This is a genomic window from Xanthomonas fragariae (assembly GCF_017603965.1).
Lineage (GTDB): Bacteria > Pseudomonadota > Gammaproteobacteria > Xanthomonadales > Xanthomonadaceae > Xanthomonas > Xanthomonas fragariae_A.
The window spans coordinates 1795085-1816719 of record NZ_CP071955.1; the positions used below are offsets into that span (position 1 = coordinate 1795085).

16 protein-coding genes and 4 pseudogenes are annotated in these 21635 nt (G+C 61.6%); 1 reads left to right on the forward strand and 19 read right to left on the reverse strand.

All coding sequences use genetic code 11. The features are described 5' to 3' along the window. Position 1: 1 nt before the first annotated feature. Genes J5I97_RS08380 through flhF form a run of 5 tightly spaced genes read right to left on the reverse strand, consistent with a single transcriptional unit; the run spans position 2 to position 4323 of the window. Positions 2 to 628: a protein phosphatase CheZ gene (locus tag J5I97_RS08380; protein WP_208591626.1), complete on the reverse strand. Its 627-nt coding sequence runs from the start codon at positions 626 to 628 to the stop codon at positions 2 to 4. Beyond that, the gene (gene cheY / locus J5I97_RS08385; protein ID WP_002813536.1) at positions 628 to 1020 is read right to left on the reverse strand and encodes a chemotaxis response regulator CheY; all 393 of its coding nucleotides are present in this window, start codon (positions 1018 to 1020) and stop codon (positions 628 to 630) included. The genes J5I97_RS08380 and cheY overlap by 1 nt, the downstream gene beginning before the upstream one ends. 24 nt (positions 1021 to 1044) lie before the next feature. Next, the gene (locus tag J5I97_RS08390) at positions 1045 to 1812 is read right to left on the reverse strand and encodes an RNA polymerase sigma factor FliA (RefSeq protein ID WP_002813531.1); all 768 of its coding nucleotides are present in this window, start codon (positions 1810 to 1812) and stop codon (positions 1045 to 1047) included. Next, on the reverse strand, positions 1809 to 2693 hold the full coding sequence (locus J5I97_RS08395; RefSeq protein WP_208591155.1) for a MinD/ParA family protein: 885 nt from the start codon (positions 2691 to 2693) through the stop codon (positions 1809 to 1811). The genes J5I97_RS08390 and J5I97_RS08395 overlap by 4 nt, the downstream gene beginning before the upstream one ends. Further along, complete coding sequence (flhF, locus tag J5I97_RS08400) at positions 2680 to 4323, reverse strand: flagellar biosynthesis protein FlhF (RefSeq protein WP_208591157.1); 1644 nt, start codon at positions 4321 to 4323, stop codon at positions 2680 to 2682. The genes J5I97_RS08395 and flhF overlap by 14 nt, the downstream gene beginning before the upstream one ends. Before the next feature lie 736 nt (positions 4324 to 5059). On the opposite strand from flhF, the gene J5I97_RS08405 reads away from it, so the two are divergent. Then, positions 5060 to 5338, forward strand: a complete 279-nt coding sequence (locus tag J5I97_RS08405) for a transposase family protein (protein ID WP_208591159.1) — start codon at positions 5060 to 5062, stop codon at positions 5336 to 5338. Between the two features lie 98 nt (positions 5339 to 5436). Here J5I97_RS08405 and J5I97_RS08410 read toward each other — a convergent pair whose 3' ends face one another. The 14 genes and pseudogenes from J5I97_RS08410 to J5I97_RS08470 all read right to left on the reverse strand — a co-directional run bounded on the left by J5I97_RS08410 (position 5437) and on the right by J5I97_RS08470 (position 21519). Further along, complete coding sequence (locus J5I97_RS08410; protein WP_238135685.1) at positions 5437 to 5679, reverse strand: hypothetical protein; 243 nt, start codon at positions 5677 to 5679, stop codon at positions 5437 to 5439. A 618-nt stretch (positions 5680 to 6297) separates the two neighbouring features. Further along, positions 6298 to 7644: pseudogene (locus tag J5I97_RS08415) on the reverse strand (zeta toxin family protein); the annotation flags it as partial. Positions 7645 to 7652: 8 nt separating this feature from the next. Continuing rightward, positions 7653 to 8669: an IS30 family transposase gene (locus J5I97_RS08420; RefSeq protein ID WP_208586408.1), complete on the reverse strand. Its 1017-nt coding sequence runs from the start codon at positions 8667 to 8669 to the stop codon at positions 7653 to 7655. Between the two features lie 50 nt (positions 8670 to 8719). Next, positions 8720 to 9823: pseudogene (locus tag J5I97_RS08425) on the reverse strand (zeta toxin family protein); the annotation flags it as partial. Beyond that, positions 9820 to 10461, reverse strand: coding sequence for a hypothetical protein (locus J5I97_RS08430; RefSeq protein ID WP_208591161.1), 642 nt, complete (start codon positions 10459 to 10461; stop codon positions 9820 to 9822). The pseudogene J5I97_RS08425 and the gene J5I97_RS08430, both read right to left, overlap by 4 nt. 239 nt (positions 10462 to 10700) lie before the next feature. Then, a pseudogene (locus tag J5I97_RS19915) lies at positions 10701 to 12431 on the reverse strand (peptidoglycan-binding protein); the annotation flags it as partial. Next, the gene (locus J5I97_RS08440; RefSeq protein WP_208591163.1) at positions 12428 to 12886 is read right to left on the reverse strand and encodes a hypothetical protein; all 459 of its coding nucleotides are present in this window, start codon (positions 12884 to 12886) and stop codon (positions 12428 to 12430) included. The gene J5I97_RS08440 and the pseudogene J5I97_RS19915, both read right to left, overlap by 4 nt. Before the next feature lie 17 nt (positions 12887 to 12903). Further along, positions 12904 to 13125: a zeta toxin family protein gene (locus tag J5I97_RS19920; protein ID WP_238135725.1), complete on the reverse strand. Its 222-nt coding sequence runs from the start codon at positions 13123 to 13125 to the stop codon at positions 12904 to 12906. After that, a pseudogene (locus J5I97_RS08445) lies at positions 13099 to 14049 on the reverse strand (zeta toxin family protein); the annotation flags it as partial. The pseudogene J5I97_RS08445 and the gene J5I97_RS19920, both read right to left, overlap by 27 nt. 5 nt (positions 14050 to 14054) lie before the next feature. Then, positions 14055 to 14675 (reverse strand): hypothetical protein, encoded by a 621-nt coding sequence (locus tag J5I97_RS08450; protein WP_208591166.1) that lies wholly within the window; start codon positions 14673 to 14675, stop codon positions 14055 to 14057. A 4-nt stretch (positions 14676 to 14679) separates the two neighbouring features. After that, the gene (locus J5I97_RS08455; RefSeq protein WP_208591168.1) at positions 14680 to 14973 is read right to left on the reverse strand and encodes a peptidoglycan-binding domain-containing protein; all 294 of its coding nucleotides are present in this window, start codon (positions 14971 to 14973) and stop codon (positions 14680 to 14682) included. A 51-nt stretch (positions 14974 to 15024) separates the two neighbouring features. Next, complete coding sequence (gene flhA / locus J5I97_RS08460) at positions 15025 to 17118, reverse strand: flagellar biosynthesis protein FlhA (protein WP_208591170.1); 2094 nt, start codon at positions 17116 to 17118, stop codon at positions 15025 to 15027. Continuing rightward, a complete protein-coding gene (flhB, locus tag J5I97_RS08465; protein ID WP_208591172.1) occupies positions 17115 to 18245 on the reverse strand; it encodes a flagellar biosynthesis protein FlhB in 1131 nt (376 codons plus the stop codon). The genes flhA and flhB overlap by 4 nt, the downstream gene beginning before the upstream one ends. A 352-nt stretch (positions 18246 to 18597) precedes the next feature. Continuing rightward, complete coding sequence (locus J5I97_RS08470) at positions 18598 to 21519, reverse strand: ligand-binding sensor domain-containing diguanylate cyclase (RefSeq protein WP_208591184.1); 2922 nt, start codon at positions 21517 to 21519, stop codon at positions 18598 to 18600. Between the last annotated feature and the right edge of the window lie 116 nt (positions 21520 to 21635).

The following is a 21635-nucleotide window of genomic DNA, read 5'->3' on the forward strand; positions in this document are numbered from 1 at the left end:
GCTACAACCCCAATCCGGACAGCAGGTCATCGGCGTCGTCCTGCGACACCGCGTGACGGTCCAGGCCCTTGACTGCGGGACCGGCAAGACCGCCGTCGTCTTTTTTCGGTTCGGTGCTCTTCGGCGGCAGACCGAGTGCGCCGAAGCCTTCATGCACGCGCCGTACGATGCTGGCCACGCGCCGGATGATCTGGCCGCTCAGATCCTGGTAGCTCTGTGCCAACGATAGTTCGGTCAGGCTGCTGCGCATCCTGTCCAGCAACACGCCCTGGTCGGCACTCAAGCCGCCCGAGCGCAATTGCTCGGCCAGCTCGCGGCATTCCTCGACCAGATCCAGCGTGCGATGGCTGGCCTTTTCGGTCATTTCCACCACGTGGTCCAGGCGCGAACACGCATCGTCCAGTTCGCCGGCTTCTTCGGGCACGGTGGGCAGTTCGCCCAGCGCCTGACCGAGTTCGCGTGCGAGCCGGCTCAGGCCCTGCATCATCGGACGGGTGCGCAAGGCGGCGAGGTGATCCACCTCAAGACGCCACGCAGCTTCGTCGCCGCTTTCCAGTGCATCGAGCGCGCCCTGCAGGCGGTCGATCAATGCGGCGCGTTCGGCATTGGTTTCCACTGTGGCGTCCATCATGCGGTCGCCGCCAGACGTTCGAACACCTTGCCGAGCTTTTCTTCAAGCGTCTGCGCGGTGAATGGCTTGATGATGTAGCCATTCACGCCGCACTGTGCGGCTTCGATAATCTGCTCGCGCTTGGCTTCTGCGGTCACCATCATCACTGGCAAATGTTTGAGCTTGGCGTCGGCGCGGATGTTACGCAGCAGGTCGATGCCGGTCATGCCGGGCATGTTCCAGTCGGTGACCACGAAATCGAACGGGCCAGCGCGCAATGCCGCCAATGCGCTGTTTCCGTCTTCGGCCTCTGCGGTGTTGGTAAAGCCGAGATCGCCCAATAGATTCTTGACGATACGCCGCATCGTCGAAAAATCGTCCACGATCAGGATCCGCATGTTCTTATTCACAATCAAGCTCCTAACACGAAAAAATTATTCGTCAATTTCGACACCGGCATCGGCCAGCTCGAAGACTTTGAGGCGGCCGCGCAGACGCACCACCGCCTGTCCATGGATCTGGCAGACGCGCGATTCGCTGACACCGAGCACGGCGCCAATTTCCTTCAGGTTCAATTCCTGTTCGTAGTAAAGCGACAGCACCAACTGTTCGCGCTCGGGCAACAGGCCGATGGCCTTGCCCAGCTCGCGGCCGAATTCGCCACGCTCCATCATTTGCTGCGGGTTGGGGCCACCCTTGGCGGTGGTGTCCAGCTCCCCGTGATCTTCGATCCGCGACTCCAGACTCAGCACCTGGCCGCGGGAGGCATCTTCCATCAGACGCAGGTAATCGGGCAGCGGCATTTCCATCGCGGCTGCCACTTCGGTGGCGGCGGCGGCGCGGCCGGTGTTCTGCTCGATCTTTCGCACGGCGGCAGCAGCGTCGCGAGCGCGACGGTGCACCGAACGCGGCACCCAGTCGCCACGGCGGATCTCATCGATCATCGAGCCGCGGATGCGTATGGAAGCGTAAGTTTCGAACGAGGCGCCCTGTTCGGAGTCGTAACTGCGCGAGGCTTCGATCAGGCCGATCATGCCGGCCTGAATCAAGTCGTCCACTTCCACGCTCGCCGGCAGTCGCGCGGCCAGGTGGTGGGCGATGCGACGGACAAGATCGGCATGCTGGGTAACGATGTCGTTGGCGGTGTGGCGCTGCACGGCACGGTACTGCGCGGTTGCGGTATTCACAGCTGCGGTATTCATGCGGCCACTCCCCGTTGGATGATGCGTTCGACAAAGAACTCGACGTTGCCGCCCGGCACCGTAGGGGCCTGCCAGCGCGAGGTACGTCGAGCGATTTCCAAGATGGCCTGCGCCGATGGGCTGGCGGGATAAGCCTTGATGACCGGTTGCTGGCGCTGCACCGATAGGCGCAGCCAGTCGTCCTGAGGCACGTGGCCGAGGTAGTTCAGCGACACGTCGCCGAGAAACTTTTCGCAGACCCGCGACAGCTTGTCGTACAGCAGGCGGCCCTCGTTGGGGTTGCGCACCATGTTGGCGATGACCTGTAAACGGTCCAGACCGCGTTCGCGCGAAAGCACCTTGATCAGCGCGTAGGCATCGGTGATCGAGGCCGGTTCGTCGCAGACCACCACCACGGTGTCCTGGGCGGCCTGGCAAAAGGTCAGCACGCTGTCGGTGATGCCGGCGGCGGTGTCGATGACCATCATGTCCAGGTCGCGTTCCAGTTCGGAGAACACGTTGACCAGGCCGATGTGCTGCGCCGGGGCCAGCTCCGCCATGTGGCGGCGACCGGAAGCGGCCGGAACCACCAACACGCCGCCGGGGCCTTCGATGATCACCTCGTCCAACGTGCAACGGCCGGCGATCAGGTCGGCCAGGGTGTACTTGGGCGACAGGCCCAGGACCACGTCCAGATTAGCCAGGCCAAGGTCGGCGTCGAGCAGCAAGGTGCGCTTGCCCATGTCGGCCAACGCCACCGCCAGGTTGGCGGAGATGTTGGTTTTACCCACGCCGCCCTTGCCACCGGTGATGGCGATGGTGCGCACTGGGCCCAAGGGCTCGGGACGGGTCGTCGACAAGGGGAAGGCGTCGGTCAGTTTTGCGTATTCACGCGACTGCATGTTGGTGCTCCGGAGTACAGGGCTTATCGGCAGCGCGCCGTAAATCTTCAAGGCGAAGAACGAGACTGGCGGCATTGGCGCGGTGCAGGTCGTCAGGGACCCGCTGTCCGTCAGTCACCCAGGTGATGGGCATTTGGTGGTCGACCACCACCGACAAGGCACTGCCGAAGCGGCCGGTCTCGTCGAGTTTGGTCAGCACCACACCTTGGGGTTTGGCATGGGCGAAGCGGCGCACGACCTCGTCGAGGTCGGAAAAATGGGCGTTGGCGGGCAGCACCAGCAGCGAGGTGACCTGGTGCGCGGCGCGCAGCCAGTTCAACTGCGCGGCCAGGGCGCGGTCGCGCTGGCCCATGCCGGCGGTGTCGATCAACACCAGCTTGTAGTCGCGCAGGCGCTCGAGCAGTTCCAGCAGGCTCTCGGCGCTGTCGGCCTCGTGCACCGCGATGCCAAGCTGACGGCCGTAACTGTGCAGCTGCTCGCGGCCGCCGACACGCTGGGTGTCGGTGGTAACAAGGGCCACGTCGCGCGGGGCGTGCTGGGCGGCGAAGCGTTGCGCAAGCTTGGCGATGGTGGTGGTCTTGCCGGCGCCGGTTGGGCCGACCAGAGCGATCACGCCGCCGCGTTCCAGCGGGTCGATCGGGGCAACCGGCAGGCGCTTGGAAAGCAGACCCAGCATCAGCCCGCGGCCACGGTGTAATTCGGTATCGGCCGGAATCTGCTGGACCACGTCACGGATCAGACCGGCATCGAAGCCGTAGTCGTCCATCAGCTCCAGAGCCTGCGCACGCACCGGTGAGCCACGCAGGCGCTCGTCGGTGAGGCGGTTCATTTCGCGCTCGATCATCTGACGCATCAGCGACAGCTCACCGCGCAACTGCTTGAGTTCTTCATCGTTCTGCGGCGTTGGGGCGGCGGCGACCAGCGCAACCGGAGCCACCACCAGCTGCGGCAACGCGGCCGGCGGCAGGATCTGCGGCAGGGCGTCATCCATGTCGAAGTCGGCCTCGTCGTCGCGGTCGTCCTCGTCTTGGCCGTAGCCGGCGTGGGCGGCGACCGCAAGGGCGGCAGCCATGACCGGCGTCGGTGCGGTGACAGCCTGCACGGCTGCGCGCTGCACCGGGGCGGTGGTCAGAAAGTCGGCGAACAGTTGTTCCGGCATTGCCGACAGCGCGTGTTCCCGGCACGGCGCGGCCGCCACTGCAACCGCATGGGCTAGTGCCTGGGCGGTGGACGACGGGGCGTCGCTATGTAGCGATGCGGCGACCGGCTTCTGGCGCAGCAGGTTGATCGGCTGGCGCAGCGCCATGGCGGCGATCATGTCGTTGGCGGCGCTGGCAACGCGTTGGCGCATGCCGGTCTCGGCCGTCGGCTTGAGCGGTGCATGAACTAGGGCGGGAGCTTGTTGCACAGGCGCCTGCTGGATCTGGGCCGACTCAGCGGTCGGCGGCTCGGAGCGCGCCGTTTCCAGGGCGCGCTGCACGAGTTCTTCGTCGTAATTGCTGGCCGCGACGATCTCGATGCCTTCGGCTGTACGACGGTTGGACAGGATCACTGCATCCGGGCCATGTTCTTCACGCACCATGCGGAATGCGGTGCGCATGTCCGGGGCAACGAAGCGTTTGATTTTCATGCGAAGTGCCTCAAGGAACGGGACCCGCCGGACGCCGGACGGGTGCGCGATGAATGTGGGTGTGTTGCCAGCGTCATGAGTTGCCTGTCCCGTTCGTTTGTTCCAATTTCTGCTCTCGCCCCGCAGCGGTGATGCTGTCTGCGGTCCCGCTAGAGCCAATGCACGCGACGTGCCAAAAACGCGGTGCTGGGTTTTTGACGGGCAGAACGGGGGTTTACGCGCTCCCGTTTGCTGGGTATGCGGGTCGCTGGGTCGAGTTGCGCCAATTTTCTGTCGCGTGCTAACCAACCACCCGCACGCGCTGAGCAGTTGTGCTGTCTTTAGGGCCGGCGACGGTAACGGGTGTGGGGTAGGCGGGGGATTGGAAGATCCCCGATGGCCATCGGTCCTGGTTGCGCTGCGCGCCAGAAGACATCCCTGATCGACCTCGGGGGAGAGGTGGTTGAGGCTTCGCAGGTCAACGCAGCTTGGAAGACCTGTGCGAGTTGGGAGGGCTACTGCCGGCCACTTTAAGAGCGGCCAACAAAACGACTGCGCCGCCGCCAGGCGGGCGCGGCCGGTGCTCGGAATCGGCATATACCACGCGTACCGCACTCACCTGGCGACTGCTCGCTACATTTTGTTAGCCACTCTAAAACCTCGGCACTCTGCCATCCCGACGACTCAGTAGTACGCAATTGGCATGACGCCGCGTCCGCGGACGTGCACGACAGTCGATATTTCGAGAGTTTGCTGGATGCGGGCAATCCATCGCGCACGCTTCGCGCCGATGGAGATCCAGCATAAGGGCACGCGTAGCAAGCCTTTGAGTCCAGCGCAGCAGCGGCGCAATCATCGCATCGCCAAGAATCGGGTATTTGTCGAGCACGCGTTCGCACGCTTGACCCAGCAAGGTGGCAAGTGTCTACGCACACTCGGCCTGGCACGTGCAAAGGTGGTGATCGGCTTGAAGGTAGCCGGTCATCACCTGCTGCGTCTGGCGCGATTGCAGCAGGCTGGAATGCGACCGGTATGAAGACCGCAAGCGGGCAAAGTGCTACATCCGTTGCATAAGCAAGCTACGAACGTGGACCAATACGTCAGATCGCTGATCTTTTGAAAGCATGATACGCATCAAGCGTGTGTCACTGCGGCCATGACTTGATTATTCGAGATGCCGCTGATCTTGATGCGCAGGACATAAGGCTTTACCTGCGGCAGGTCGAGCGCCTTCCAATAGTCCAGATACGTTGTGGCTTTCAGCGGCACCTGCACCTTCAGCAGCGCCAAGGCGATGAAACCGGACAGGTACATCCCGGCAACCAATGCAAGGATCGACACGATCGCTGCAACGCCCACTTTTCCCTTATTACTCATGCATCCATCTCCATGTATCGTTGCGTTCGGCATGTGCACGGCGCACGCCGGACTCGGCAGCTCCCACCACCCGTCGCGTCAGAGGGTCATGCCGGGCTGTGATTGTGATTGCAGGCGGTCTTGGGCGATGCGCTGGGCGATCTGCGCATGCTGCAGATCGCCCTCCTGCGCCACCTGCATCGAGTCTTGGATCGACGGTGCCGGCGCGTGCATCGGCACGCACGCGCAACCGAGCGGGTGGTCGTTATTGGACGCGTACACCGTATTGCGCGCCACATAGAATTCGCCCTTCCAGCCGGGCTTGAAGTAGGACTCGTTCAGCGCCGCGGTGATCTGGGTCAGGCGCTCTTCTGAAAACCGATGGCCTTGCGCCTGCATCCGCTCCTGTACGTCCGCATACAGTGCATGCCGGGGATGGGCGGGGTCGCTGTAGGGCAGCAACCCAGGCAACGCCTGCGTGCGTTCGCCCTGGGCCGCAGCAGCGGTGGCCGGCTGTTCCGTGTCGCGTTGCGCATCGCGGGTTTTTTCGTCTTCGGCGCGTCGCTCGTGCTCGCGCTGCTGCTCCTGTTTTTGCTGCTGTTGCTGCTCCTGTTGCTGTTGGTGCTGCTGCAATTGCAGCTGCTGGTCCTGTTGCAATTGCCACTGGCGTTGCTGTTCTAGCGCTTGCGCGTGCATGTTCTGCTGCTGCCCGGACTGTGCGCTGGCGCGCGGGCTCGGCGCTGCTTGCATCGCTGCGGTCTGGTGAGGTTGTGGAGGTTGCTGCGGTTGCACGGTCATCGTAGGCAGCGTTGTTGCAGCCTGCGCCTGATGGCGTGCCTGCACCTCGCTCATTGCCTGGCGGATGTCTTCGCTGCTGGTGGTTGCTGCGACGCGTACCACGGCATCGGCATCGCGACGCAGATGCTGGATCGGGCTATCTAGCGAATAATGCCCCAATGCATCGCGTTGCAAGGCCAGCGAGGTGGTTGCTGCATCGATCCCGTGCGCATCGCGGGTGCGTTGCACGGCAAGCTGGATCGCATCTGCGGTCGCGGGGTTGGGCGCAACGCCATAAGCGATATAAGTTGCCTGGGTGTTGGCTTGGTCCTGCTGTTGCAGCGTTTGTCTCTGCCGCGCGGGCATCTGCGCCATCGCCTGTGCATGCTGCTCCAACGCAGGTTGCAGCCGCGTGCGCGTGGCTTCCAGTTCCAATGCCACATTGCCTTGTGCAACCTCCCCTTGGTGCCGCCACTGGCCTTGCGCATCACGCTGATAATGTCCGCCGTTCGATGCTTGCAGCGTGTCCGGGTTCAATGCGGTTTGTACAGCGGCAGGCATGGGCCCAATGTCGTCCCAGCCGTTGCGCTGGTGTGCCGCTTGATAGGTCGCTGCAATCACCGCTGGCCCACGGGCGATGTTGGCTTCCACCACTTGCGCCGCTTGTTGGTCCAATGCGGCATTGCGTTCGGGGCTTGCAGGATCAACCGTCCATATCGGCCGATCGTTCTGGTCTAATGCGTCGGCCACCATCCGTGACCACTGGCCGCTCGCAGGATCATGTCGCCAATCCCTTTGATAAAGATGGGAGGTATCCGTCTCGCTGGATCGCTGCACATACGGATTACTGGGCTGCACCTTGCCGAGCGCCTGCTCGGTCGCTTCGCGACTGGCGTGATAATTCAGCTCGCGTGCTTTTTCTGGCAGCGCGAACATGGCCTGCTTTTGCGATGTATCCACGCCATCATTTTGCAGATCGGCTTTTTGTTGCCGCAGCCACTGATGACCGTTGAACTCCCAGCTCACGCCCTCGTTGTCGGTCTGCGTATAGATGCGACGGTTATCCCAACGTGTCGCGGCCTGGTCGGCAGCTGCACTGAACAGATACCCATCGGCCAGCACCAGCGCGACTGGGCCGGCACCTGTTGTGCCCACCACGGCAGCGGCGGCGGTTCCGCCTGCCCAACCGCCCACGCCGCGAGCGCCGAAGGGTGGTCTCAAGATTCAAGTGCAACACGTGATTTGAAAGTTGCCAGTTCATGCTCCATCGCCTCGCTCGGCGTTTTCCATCCCAACGTCTCGCGTGGACGGGTGTTCATCAGTAATGCGATGTGATTGAGGTACTCCTGACTGACGGTGGACAGATCCGCACCCTTGGGCAAGAACTGGCGAAGTAGGCCATTGGTGTTTTCGTTGCTTCCGCGCTGCCAAGGCGCGTGTGGATCGGCAAACCACACATTGATGTTCAGTCCCTGCATCAGCTCGGCATAACACGTCAGTTCGGTCCCGCGATCATAGGTCAAGCTCGTTCGCATCGAAGCGGGAAGCCTTTTCATCTGGCGGGTAAACCCTTCCAGCGCATCGGCAGCCGTGCAGCCGTCCATTCGGCACAGCACCACAAAGCGCGTCTTGCGCTCCACCAACGTGCCAACGCAGGAACGATTGAACGCGCCCTTGATCAGATCGCCTTCCCAATGACCTGGAATCAGGCGCTGTCGCACGTCTTCGGGCCGGTGCACGATGCGTAGTTCCTCCGGCACCCAGGTGCGTTTGGCAGCGGTCGTACGCCGCAATCCCCGAGTAGGCTTGCCCTGGCGTAAAGCCTCCACCAGCTCCTTTTTCAGGCCACCGCGCGGGTGCGCATAGATCGTTGCGTAGATGGTTTCGTGGCTGACGCGCTGGGCAGAATCATCCGGATGCATGATCAAGAGCTTGGCAGCAATCTGCTGGGGCGACCAGCGCCACAGCACAAGATGATCACGCACCAGCTGGAACAAATCCGTCCCCGGGGTCAGCCTACGCCGCCGAACACTGCGCTGACGCCGCGCTTTGTAACGCCTGGCCGCATCTGCCGCACAGTAGCTCGTGGCGCCCTGCCTGACCAGCTCCCTGCTCAATGTCGATGGGCTTCTGCACAGAAGTCTGGAGATCGAGCGCAAGCTTTGACCACGCCGTGTTTCGATTTGCAGCACCGCGCGCTCTTCTGCACTCAGATGGAGATAGCTTTTTGACATGTGAACACCTTACTTGCTATGAGGGTGTTGCACTTGGAAGTTGAGTCTAAGAAGTGCAATGCTTCCGAGCGTGCAGCGGTGAGGTTGTCCTGCGACAGCAGCGTGCTCACGCGCTCGCCGGTTTGCACCGCATCGTAGGCGCTTGCCGCGACTCCCAAACCTGCCAGGCCTGCGGTCATTCCTGCGCGGTGCAGGCCGGGGATTGCAGGCTCGGGCACGGGAATGCGCGCGGGCGGAGCGCCCGGGCGCACGAGTTCGTCGATGGTGGCCATGCCTTCCAGCCGACTGGCAACCCCGTCGCTGACGTTGAGCTCCGCGTGCTCGGCGAGCAATTTCGCGCTGATGGCAGGATCGGAATTGGGAATTGCTTGCGCATGTGCTGGCAGATCGCGATGCCAATCGGCTTGTTGCTGCCATTTCTCGCGCAGCTGCTGTGTGACGGCAGGATCCTTGAACCACGCATTGCGCGCTTGCTCCAATGCCTGTGCGGGGGCACGCGCGTCGGTACGGCTGTCGTAGAGCTCTGCGCCCTGGCGATTGAAGATGCGGATTGGCGCGTTGGTCTGCGCGTGTACGGTGTCCAGGCTGATCGGCAGTTTGGTGTAGATGGCTTCGCGTGCGCCTGCGGGGACGTAGCGACCGTAGCCTTCTTGATCCAGCGATGTTGAAAAGCGTTCATCGACCCCAAGCTCGCTTTCCAGCTTGTGCGCGGCCATTGCGCGTACCTCGACATCGTAACCGCGTGCTTGCAAATCCTTGATCAGATTTGCGCTCCATTCGCCATTGCTGAGCGTGGTGTCGAAGATCAGGTTCTTCTTGCCTTCGATGGTGGTCTGCAGCAGCTCGTCGGCCCAGCGGCTGGCATCGGGGTGGGTGTAGCCTGACCATGTGTAGGGGTGGGCGTTGCGGAGGGCTTCTACTTGAGGGTGGAATTTTCTTAATTCGTCTGGATCTACTGGAACTACATCGCCCTGGAGTTCAAGTGCTGCTGCCTTGGCTAGCCTACCTTTTCCTGCCCCGGGCTGCCCTGCCAAAATAATTGCTCTAGGTTTAAAATGAGCATTGGCATCATTTAAGCCGCTATTGGGGATAATATTTTCAGAGAAAATTCGGGCATGCGCTTCATCATCAATTTTATCAGGATAGCCACTCATTCAATATCACCATTTAATTGATTGAAGTACATTTCGAATTTATCATCGGTAATCCATCTGTACTTGGAACTGGCGCGAAACATTAGAAGCTCTTTTTCTTGCGCCTTCCCGATTGCCGCTGCGTCGCCGCTTGACTTTGCGCTTTCGAGTTCCTCCCGTGCTTCGGAGATGAAGGACCCTAATCTCCCTTCAAGGGCCCAAATAGCACCATCAAATGGCATCAATTTAAACGGCCTTTGGACATAAGCATCGAGGACGTCCTGAAGACGTTGGATCAGCTCGGGGTAGTCCTTGAGTATTTCCCGCAATTTCTGCGGCACGGGCGGCGGTGGAATCGGTTTTTCCTTGAATGGATGATTGAACTTGAGCATGTCGGAGTCGCCGATATCGGAGAGGGGAGCTTGCGGCTGAGCAGGCGCATCGGTATCGAGTGTAGACGTCTCCAGCACCGGCTGCTCCCACGGCGCGCGCTTCGGCTTGCGCTTGACCTGCACCGGCAGCCCGCCGTGTGGGAGTGGACCAAGCTCGCGCACCGTGCGCTCATTGATGATTTGCAGGTCGCGCAGCAGCTGCGCTGCATGCGCCTCCACAACGCGGCGCGCCAATGCAGCGTAACGTGACTCCGGTTTATCGCTCATCTGCTTATCGCCCTCTTTCGCAATGGCCCTGATCGAATGCAGCGACGCGCATTCTTCCATCTGCGCTGCGTCTTATGAATACGGTCGAGCTTAAGTGTGATCGGACGAGTACGCAACCGGGCGTTGTTGTGATTGGCCGCAGCAGCGATGGCCGACTGTTCCTTGTCGCGCTGCGCATCGCGGGTCTTTTCGGCTTCGGCGCGTCGCTGCTGCTCCCGTTTTTGTTTTTGTTGCTGCAATTGCCACCGGCCTTGCGCATCACGCTGATAATGTCCGCCGTTCGATGCTTGCAGCGTGTTCGGGTTCAATGCGGTTTGTACAGCGGCAGGCATGGGCCCGATGTCGTCCCAGCCGTTGCGCTGGTGTGCCGCTTGATAGGTCGCTGCAATCACCGCTGGTCCACGGGCGATGTTCGCTTCCACCACTTGCGCCGCTTGTTGGTCCAATGCGGCATTGCGTTCGGGGCTTGCAGGATCAACCGTCCATATCGGCCGATCGTTCTGGTCTACTGCGTCGGCCATCATCCGCGACCACTGGCCATTCGCAGGATCATGTCGCCAATCCCTTTGATAAAGATGCGAGGCGTCCGTCTGGCTGGATCGCTGCACATACGGATTGCTGGGCTGCACCTTGCCCAGCGCCTGTTCCGTCGCTGTGCGACTGGCGTGATAATTCAGCTCGCGTGCTTTTTCTGGCAGCGCGAACATGGCCTGCTTTTGCGATGTATCCACGCCATCATTTTGCAGATCGGCTTTTTGTTGCCGCAGCCACTGATGACCGTTGAACTCCCAGCTCACGCCCTCGTTGTCGGTCTGCGTATAGATCCGACGGTTATCCCAACGTGTCGCGGCCTTGTCGGCAACTGCACTGAACAGATACCCATCGGCCAGCACCAGCGCGACTGGGCCGGCACCTGTTGTGCCCACCACGGCAGAGGCGGCGGTTCCGCCTGCCCAACCGCCCACGCCGCGGGCGCCGAAGTGCAATGCTTCCGAGCGTGCAGCGGTGAGGTTGTCCTGCGACAGCAGCGTGCTCACGCGCTCGCCGGTTTGCACCGCATCGTAGGCGCTTGCCGCGACTCCCAAACCTGCCAGGCCTGCAGTCATTCCTGCGCGGTGGAGGCCCGGGATTTCAGGCTCTGGCACCGTCTGAATATTGCGTCCCTGCCATTCATCCCAGAGCTGCTGCCCAGCCTGGGCATGTTCGGACGGCGGATTCATTTGCTGACTGAGCGGAAGGGTGCTCTCGCCTAGTGCAGTCGAACTTCCCGCAATAGAAGTCCCGCGAAAATACTCTCTGTTATCAAGGCGTAGGATTTCATTCTCATTTCGTAGCGCATCATCACTGACCGGAATGCGCAGCATGCCTTCGTGTTCACGCGCACGCGCTACGATCAACTCGAATGCTGCCTGCTGACCGAGCCGCTCTTTGACACCTGCCAGGGCTTCACGCGGAAGGCCCTCAATCGAGGTGACATTGGGATTTGCAAGAATGCGAGGCACTTCAATTTCGCCAAAGACGCGGCTTGGTTGAGCATCGCCTACTATCGCACGGACTTCACCGACAGTTGCATCCGCAAACCTACCCGAAGCATCTGCCCAAGGACCTTGGGTGGGGTGATAAAGCCATTCCGTAGCGGGGCCTCGATAGCTACCATCAATCAGTCGATCAAGATCATCAACACCATAGGCATCAGCAAGTGCGTTGTAGAAGTCTCGAGACTCCAAAAACTTTGCCGCTTGGCTTCCATTGATCACTCTGATGTCTTCGCCCATATCCATCATCGCGTTAATAACGTCTGTAGACCAGATTCCCCTTGCAGCGGGTCCGCTATAAAGAACAGTGATACGCCCCGAAGCATCTGCATTCACCCGTGCCGCAAGTTCACGAAGTTGCTCGGCGGTCACATAATTACCTGGCCGCGTGCGCAACTCAGCAGTAGCCTGCTCAAAGCTAATTGACGTTTTCATATTAAACAACCCTCCGACACGTCAATTTCAGCAGAGTAATCTGTATACTTCGAGTAAGCTCCCCCAAATCCATTATGTGCTGTTAGCGCACTTTTTAGGTCCTCGATAAATGAAGCGCAATTTATTTTTAGATGGGGCGGCAGGCCCTTTCCTTCGTTAATCCATACCAGCTTCCAGTGCGACCAGCCGGCACCTTTACTTTCCCCGCCACTCTCCATTAAATCTAGCCGTAATATTACTAATTCTCCTCGCCAGTAAAATGACCATTTTGTTTGATTGCGAACTTCTGGTTCTGCTGCACCTCCATGTGCGACATTGCGTAAATACATCTCTCTTTCGCGATCGATAACCCAGTCTCTCGAACTGGATCCACCAAAAATAAACTTTTTATCTATCGATTCTAGTTCGTATTTTTCTATGTCTTCTGATGTGATGAATTCATTAATAAAAGCCATTTTTAATCCAATTCCAGTCAAAATGTGCAGGAGTGAGCGCTTCGAAGATTTCCCGCCTGAGGGTGAAATTCGCGTGGTGCATCCGCCGGGTCAATAATTACAACATCTTTTTTCAATTCGTCTCGTGCAGCGCTAGCAAGGCTGCCTTTTCCCCAGCCAGGCTGTCCTCCCAGAGTAATCGCCTTTGCCCAAGGACTTTGGGTGGGATGATCTGGAATCTCCGGCTCCGGGACAGACACGCGCGCGGGCGGAGCGCCCGGGCGCACGAGTTCGTCGATGGTGGCGATGCCTTCCAGCCGACTGGCAACCCCGTCGCTGACGTTGAGCTCCGCGTGCTCGGCGAGCAATTTCGCGCTGATGGCAGGATCGGAATTGGGAATGTCTTGCGCATGTGCTGGCAGATCGCGATGCCAATCGGCTTGTTGCTGCCATTTCTCGCGCAGCTGCTGTGTGACGGCAGGATCTTTGAACCACGCATTGCGCGCTTGCTCCAATGCCTGCCCGGGGGAACGCGCGTCGGTACGGCTGTCGTAGAGCTCTGCGCCCTGGCGATTGAAAATACGGATTGGCGCGCTGGTTTGCGCGTGTACGGTGTCCAGGCTGATCGGCAGTTTGGTGTAGATGGCTTCGCGTGCGCCTGCGGGAACGTAGCGGCCGTAGCCTTCTCGATCCAGTTGCTGAGCAAATCTGGCGTCAACACCATGTTCGCTTTCCAGCTTGTGCGCGGCCATTGCACGCACTTCGACATCGTAACCGCGTGCTTGCAGATTCTTGATCAGATCCGAACTCCACTGGCCATTGCTGAGCGTAGTGTCGAATATCAGGTTCTTCTTGCCGTCGATGGTGGCCTGCAATAGCTCGTCGGCCCAGCGGCTGGCATCGGGGTGGGTGTAGCCTGACCATGTGTAGGGGTGGGCGTTGCGGAGGGCTTCTACTTGAGGATGGAACTCTCGCAATTCGTCGGGATCGATCTTTATTGCATCTTCGTTGAGTTCAAGTGCTGCTGCGTTGGCAAGCCTCCCCTTACCCGCGCCCGGCTGGCCGGCCAAGATGATGGCCATAGGACGATCCAATGATGATTTTTGCAAAAAGCCCGCTTTCGGAAGAATTTGCTCATCAAAAATTTCTTTGTGCTCGCCATGGGAAAGCTGATAATTTTTCATGGTCTTTACATGCCTCCAAAATAAGAGAGCAAGTCAGACATTGCACCCATATTCAAACGACTGTATCCAACAGCAAAGTCTTTCTTCTTGGCCTTCTCAATCGCCTCAGGATCACCGCTGGCCTTGGCGGCTTTGAGTTCCTCCCGGGCTTCAGAGATGAAGGACCCTAACCTCCCTTCAAGGGCCCAAATAGCACCCTCAAATGGCATCAATTTATACGGCTTTTGGACATAAGCATCTAGGACGTCCTGAAGACGTTGGATCAGCTCGGGGTAGTCCTTGAGTATTTCCCGCAATTTCTGCGGCACGGGCGGCGGTGGAATCTGTTTTTCCTTGAATGGATGATTGAGCTTGAACATGTCGGAGTCGCCGATATCAGAGAGGGGAGCTTGCGGCGGAGCAGGCGCATCGGTATCGAGTGTAGGCGTCTCCAGCACTGGCTGCTCCCACGGCGCCCGCTTCGGCTTGCGCTTGACCTGCACCGGCAGCCCGCCGTGTGAGAGTGGACCAAGCTCGCGCACCGTGCGCTCGTTGATGATTTGCAGGTCGCGCAGCAGCTGCGCTGCATGCGCCTCCACAACGCGGCGCGCCAATGCAGCGTAACGTGACTCCGGTTTATCGCTCATCTGCTTATCGCCCTCCTTCGCAATGGGCCTGATCGAATGCAGCGAAGCGCATTCTTCCATCTGTGCGCTGCGTCTTATGCACTGCCGCGCGCGTGCCGGGGTTGGCAATGCCGTCGACTGCGTGCATGCCGTGCAGCAGCTGAAACGCCTGCACGCCGCGTTCGGTGGGCTGGTCGTAGATGCCGGTGGTTTCCACTGGCGTCTTGACGCTCGCGTTGATGCCCAGCTGGATCAGGCTGGCCTGTAGCGCCAGCACCTCGGTGCCGCGGTCGCCCGGGCGCAGGGTGTGCTCGTGCATCCGTGCCCGGGAGGGCGCATCCCGCGTCTCCAATTCCGCTTTTTCAAGCCCTCAGCTGATCGTGCCCAACAATTTTAAACGCTTGTCTTCGGGCACTTCGCTGTAAGCCAGCACCGATAGGGTCGGCACGCTGTGGCGCACCAGGCGGGCGAGGGCGGCGCGGACCTGGCCGGGCACCAGCACCACCGCCGGTTCGTTGCGCGCTTCCTGCTTGCCGACGCAATCGGCCAGGCTTTGATGCAGGCGCTCGGCCAAGCCGGGTTCCAGCGCCACGCCGTTGCCGTGGGTGGATTCTTGCAGCACGCGTTCCAGCTGCGGGGCCAGCGTGTAGACCGGCAGCTCGGCCGACATGCCGGCGATTTCCTGCACGATGAAGCGACCCAACGAGGTGCGCACCGCGGCGGTGAGGGTAGTCGGGTCCTGGCTGTGCGGGGCGTGTTCGACCAAGGCTTCGACGATCTTGCGCAGCTGGCGCACCGGGATGCGCTCGATCAGCAGGTTTTGCAGCACGCGCACCACCACCGATAGCGGGAGTGCCTTCGGGGTGAGGTCTTCGACCATCTTCGGTGCGGTCTTGGCCAGGGTCGCCAGTAGTTGCTGCACTTCTTCGTGGCCGAGCAGTTCCGGGGCGTGTTCGCGGATCAGGTGCGATAAATGCGTGGCGACCACGGTGGCCGGGTCGACCACGGTGTAGCCCATCGATTCGGCATAGGCGCGCTGATGCGGCTGGATCCAGGTGGCATCCAGGCCGAAGGCGGGGTCCTTGCCGGGGATTCCGTCCAGCTGGCCGATCGCACCGCCCGGGTCCAATGCCAGTTCGCGGTCGGAATAAATTTCCGCCGTGGCCACCGGCACGCCATGTACTAGCAGACGGTAGGCATTGGCCGACAGCTCCAGATTGTCGCGGATATGCACCGGCGGCACCAGGAAGCCGATGTCCTGGGTGAGCTTACGGCGCACGCCCTTGATGCGCGCCATGAGTTCGCCTCCTTGGGTCTTGTCCACCAGCGGGATCAGCCGGTAGCCCACTTCCAGGCCCAGTGGGTCGATCGGGCGTAATTCGTCCCAGCTCAATTCGGAACTTGCCTGGGCGGCGGTGGCGGCCGCGGCGGCCTTGGGGTCGGTAGCGGGGTCGCCGGTTGGCGGGATGACCAGGCTGCGCTTGTACATTTTCCAGGCGACCACGCCCAGGATCAGGCCAAGCGTCAAAAACGCGACGTTCGGCATGCCCGGCACCAGCCCGACCAGGCCCAGGATGGCCGCCGCCACTGCGAGGGCGCGGTGCTGGCCGAACACCTGGCTGATCATGGCGCCGCGCATATCCTGCGCACGCGAGGCGCGGGTCACTAGCAATGCGACCGAAGACGACACCAGCAAAGCCGGCAGCTGCGCCACCAGACCGTCGCCGATCGACAGCAGTGTGTAGGTGGAGGCGGCATCCATAAAGCTCATGTCGTGCTGGAACATGCCTACCGCCATGCCGCCGATGAGGTTGATGAACAGGATCATGATGGCGGCGATGGCGTCGCCGCGGATGAACTTGTTGGCACCGTCCATTGCGCCGTAGAAATCGGCTTCCTCGCGGACTTCTTCGCGGCGGGCCTTGGCTTCCTCACGCGTCAGCAAACCGGCGTTGAGATCGGCGTCGATGGCCATCTGCTTGCCGGGCATCGCGTCCAGGATGAAGCGCGCGGTCACTTCCGACACACGCCCAGCGCCTTTGGTGATGACCACGAAGTTGATGATGGTCAGGATCGCGAACACCACGATGCCGACCGCGTAATTGCCGCCGATGACGAACTGGCCGAACGCCTCGATGACCTTGCCGGCCGCAGCGTGGCCGTCCTGGCCGTTGATCAGGATCACGCGGCTGGAGGCGACGTTCAGCGCCAGGCGCAGCATCGTGGTCATCAGCAACACGATCGGGAAGATGGTGAATTCCAGCGGGCGCTGCACGTAGATCACCGCCAGCAGCACCATCAGCGAGATGGCGATGTTGAAGGTGAACAATGCATCCAGCACCGGTGCGGCCAGCGGCACCATCAGCATGGACAGCATGGCTATCAGCGCCAGCGGGGCACCCAGGCCGTTGCGCAGCAACTCCATGATGCGACGGGCATTCAACGGGGCCGGTTGGGCGCTCATGCGCTGCCTGCCTTGCCTGACTCATCCACGTCCAGCGAGGGCAATTCCGGCATCGGGCCACCGTTCCATCCGCGCAACTGGTAGACGTAGGAAAGTACCTGGGCCACGACCGAATAGAGTCTCACGGGAATTTCCTTGCCGATTTGAGCTTCCCTATACAAGGCGCGTGCCAAAGGCGGTGCGGTGACGATCGCCACCCGGTGTTGTTGGCAGGCTTCGCGGATGCGGAAGGCCATTTCGTCCACGCCTTTGGCCACCACGATCGGGGCGCGCATCTTGCCGCCTTCGTATTTGAGCGCCACCGCGTAGTGGGTCGGGTTCACCAGCACCACGTCGGCCTTGGGCACCGCTTCCATCATCTGGCGCTGCGACATCTGCATCTGCATCTGGCGGACGCGGCCCTTCACCTCCGGGTTGCCCTCGCTTTCCTTCATCTCGCGCTTGATCTCTTCGCGGGTCATCTTCAGCTTCCGCATCCAGTTCCACTTCTGGTACGGCGCGTCGATGGCGGCCAGCAGCACAAGTGCGCCAGCGGTGTAGAACAGCAGGCTCTTGGTGAAGTCCAGGCCGTTGCCGACAGCTTGTTCCAGCGGCTGGTTCGCCAGCGAGCGCAGGCCATGCAGGCCCTTGGAGATGCATAGGCTGGCAGCCAGGCCGACGAACAGCAGCCGCAGCACCGACTTGACCAGCTCGGCCAGGGCGTGGCTGCCCCACATGCGCTTTATCCCGTTCATCGGGTTGAGTTTGGTGAGGTCGGGCATGATCGCCTTGCTGGAAAAATGCAGGCCGCTCATCAGCAGCGGGCCGACCACGCCAGCGGCCAGGCAGATACCGATCAGCGGCAGCATCACCCACAGCAGTTGCAGCAAGAGGTCGCCGAAGTGGCCGAACAGCGCCATCGGGTTTTCGCGCATCTTCGGGTCCGGGCTGAGTGCGGTTCTCATCCAGACCGTGGCGCTGTCGCCAATGCCGCGTGCCAGGGCCATCAGTGCGAACACGCCGGCACCGAACACCGCGGCGTTGGACAGCTCGCGCGACTGCGGGATGTTGCCCTGCTCGCGGGCTTCACGCAGACGTTTTTCGGTGGGAAGTTCTGTACGTTCGCCGTCGTCTTCGGACTCGGACATTACGGTGCCGGTGACTTGTCAGCCCTGTGTGATGCAAGCCGCGTTCCAGTCCGCCGACATGACCTTATTGGCGTGGATCTCCACGCGGTTGGGCGTGGGCTGATCGACTTGCCGGCTCAACGGGCTCATAGAGTGTTGCCCACTCGCCGGATTCAACCCGCCAAGCGGCGCTAGCCGTCGCGCTGGGCGACCACCGTTGCATGAAGCGCCCGGCTTCCAGCGGCCGGCCCACAGATAGCCTTGCGCTCGAAGACGGCTGAAGGATGGCTGGGCGTGATGCAGCGTCGATGTCGCCGATATCCTGCTGCGCCACTGCAACGCCGGCGCGCGTGCCTGCTGTCGCTTGCGCGTCTTAAGCCACCGACGATTCGGGTTCCTCCGGTTCGATGCGATTGCGTCCGTAGCGCTTGGCCCGATACAGCGCTTCGTCCGCACGCGCCAACAGCGTGGCAGCGGTGTCGCCGTTGCGAAACCAGGACACGCCGATCGAACAGGTCACCCGCAGCGGATGCGCGGCGCCCACCTCGTACGGAGCCACGCCGATCGCCTCGTGGATAGCGCGCAGCCGGTGCTGGCTCTGGCGCGTCATGCCGGGTAGCAACACCAGCAATTCCTCGCCGCCGTAACGGCCCACTCTGTCCGAATCTCGCAGGCACGCAGTCAGCCGTACGCCCACTTTGGCCAGCACCGCGTCGCCAGCAAGATGTCCGTGTTCGTCGTTGATCAGTTTGAAGTGATCCAGATCGATCAACACCACCGCCAGCGGATGCTCGCCGTGCGCGCATGCTTGCAGTGCTTCGGTCATGGCTTCAAGGATGCCGGCGCGATTGAGCAGGCCGGTCAGCGCATCGTGGCTAGCCTTCAGCACCAACGCTGCACGCGCGCTTTCCAGCTCGTGTTTTTCGCGTTCCAGCTGATAGGTGCGCTCGGCCACCAGCTTGGCAAGCATGCGTTCGCGCGCGACCAGATGGCGGTGCCGCCAGCGCCATAATCCAGCCAGCAGGCCGCTACCGATCAGAAGATACAGCGCGAATGCCGGCGGGCTGCGCCACCACAACGGCGCCACCGCAAACGGCAGATCGGCGATCGGCGAGGCGGTGCTTCGGTACCGATCCAGCACTTGCACCTGTAGGCGAAAATGCCCGGGCGGCAGTGGCGATTGGTCGATCGACAGATCGTCGCTCTGGATCCATTCGTCGTGCAGACCGAGCAGGCGATAGCGCACCGTCAGCCGGCTAGGGTCGTCGTAGACCTCCATCGTCGACAGCTCTATATGCAGCGGTTTATCGCTCCAGCCGAGCAGTTGCCCGCGCTGCACCGGCACGCCCCCGCGGCTGACACTGTCGATGCGCACGCTGGGCTTGCGCTCGTCGAACAAGCGCGCCGGATCGCGCAGATGACTCACCCCGCGTGCGGTCCCGATCCACACCGAACCATCCGGGTCTTCGGCAAACGCGGCGTCGGACACGTCATCCCAGATCAGCCCTTGCGACTGCGACAGATGCGCCCAGCGTTCGCCGTCGTAGACCTCCACGCCACGCGCATGGCCAACCCAGACACGGCCGAGGCTGTCGCCGCGTAGCAGATACACCAAGACATCGCGCAGTGCCTCGTCGCTGATTTCATGCAGATCCAGGCCATCGTTCAGCAACATGCCGTGCCACAGCCCGGGGCGATAAAACGCCAGCCACACCTTGCCGCTGTCGTTGATGTGGAATTTGCTGATCCACGGCTCGGACGCACCACCGTTGACCTTGACTTGGACCTTCGACCAGCGCGCACCCTGCAAACGAAACAGGCCGTTGGCGCTGGACACCCATAGCGTGCCGTCGGCGGTCTGTTGAATATCGGTGTAGGTGATTGCCGGCATGTCGACTGCCGCTTGCAGTGTGCCGCCTTCCAGCGGACGTTCGATCACAAACAAGCCGCCGGCACTGAGCATCCACAACCGCCCCTGACGATCGCTAAGCAAACGCAGCCCTGTGTGCGGCAGTTTGGCGATTTGGGCGCTGCGCCCATCCGGCCAGGTGCGGCGCAGGAATCCGGCCGAATTAAGCGTCCACAGGCTACCGTCGGCGCTGCGCACCATGCCCACGATCTGAATGCCGGATTTCGGCAGGGCAGGGGTAAAGCGCCCGCCGGTGTTGGCTTGGCGACCTATGCCGTGTTCGTTGCCGACCAGCAGCGCTCCGCGCGCGTCGCGGGCGATCGACCAGGTCGGCGCGGCCGGCATGCCTTGCGAGGCGTCCCAATTTTCGATCCATTCGTAGCCGGCCCAACGCACCAGACCTTCGCCATCGACGGTCATCCAAAGATCGCCATCGCGGTCCACCACGATCGCGACGCTACTGCCGGGCGGCAAACCGTTGTCTGTACCGAAACTGCGCCATCGACCATCTTCCCAGCGCGCCAGGCCGTCGTTGCGGCGCACCAGCACATGCCCTTCGTGATCGAGCACCAATGGCGCCGGTCGCCCGACCGTGCTGCCATCCAGCAGCGGCAATGGCCGCACACTGAACCTGGTTGCGCCCGCCGCGCGATAGAGCAGGGTGCCGGTGCCGCGCACCCACAGCGCGCCGTCGTGGTCGCGCAAGACGCTGTGCCAGCGGTCTTCCGGCACACCTTGCTCAGGCCCGTAGACCTGCACCTTGCGCTGCGCATCGATGGCGCAAAGCTTGCGCGCACAGCCCACCCACAGCGTGTCGCCTTCCACCGACAAGCTCAGTACCCGCGATAGCTCGGGCACGCGCACCCGGGTGGCGGTGTCCAGCAAGGGTTCGCTATGCCAGCGGCCATTGCCGCGTGCGCGCAGCTTTTCCAGGGTGCCGCCGTTGGCCAGCACTGTGCCCCACGAAAGGCTGGCGAGCAGCAGGCCTTCCTGCAGATGCTCGGCCTCATCGGGCGCCAGTTTGCGAAAGCCGTTTTCGTTGCCGACGAACAGTGCCTGGAACCCGGCAACCCATAGCCGCCCATTGACAGTTTCGGTCATCGCATTGATCGGCTCGTTGCGCAGGCCATCCAACGCCATCTGCTGAAAAATACGCCCGTTGTAGCGATACAGCCCGCTTTCGGTGCAGACCCACAGCAAAGTGGCGCGGGTCTGCAGCAGGCAGGTACCGGCTAGCCCAAGCAGCCCCTGGTCGTGGGCGTAGCGGCGAATGCTAGCGCTCTGCGCGCCAGCCAGATCGGCCAACGATAGCAATGCCAGCAGTAACACCGCAGCAAACGGTGTGCGCCGGCTCGACGAGCTCCACTGGCGGTACTGAAACCCCACAGGCGTTGCGATCTCCCATGCATCGGCACGTGCAGTCCGCGCCCCTCGCGCGGTGTCTCACGTTTGCCATGGGCGGCCCCCTAGCAGGCCGCGTTGAGTCGACTAGCGGCTGTTCA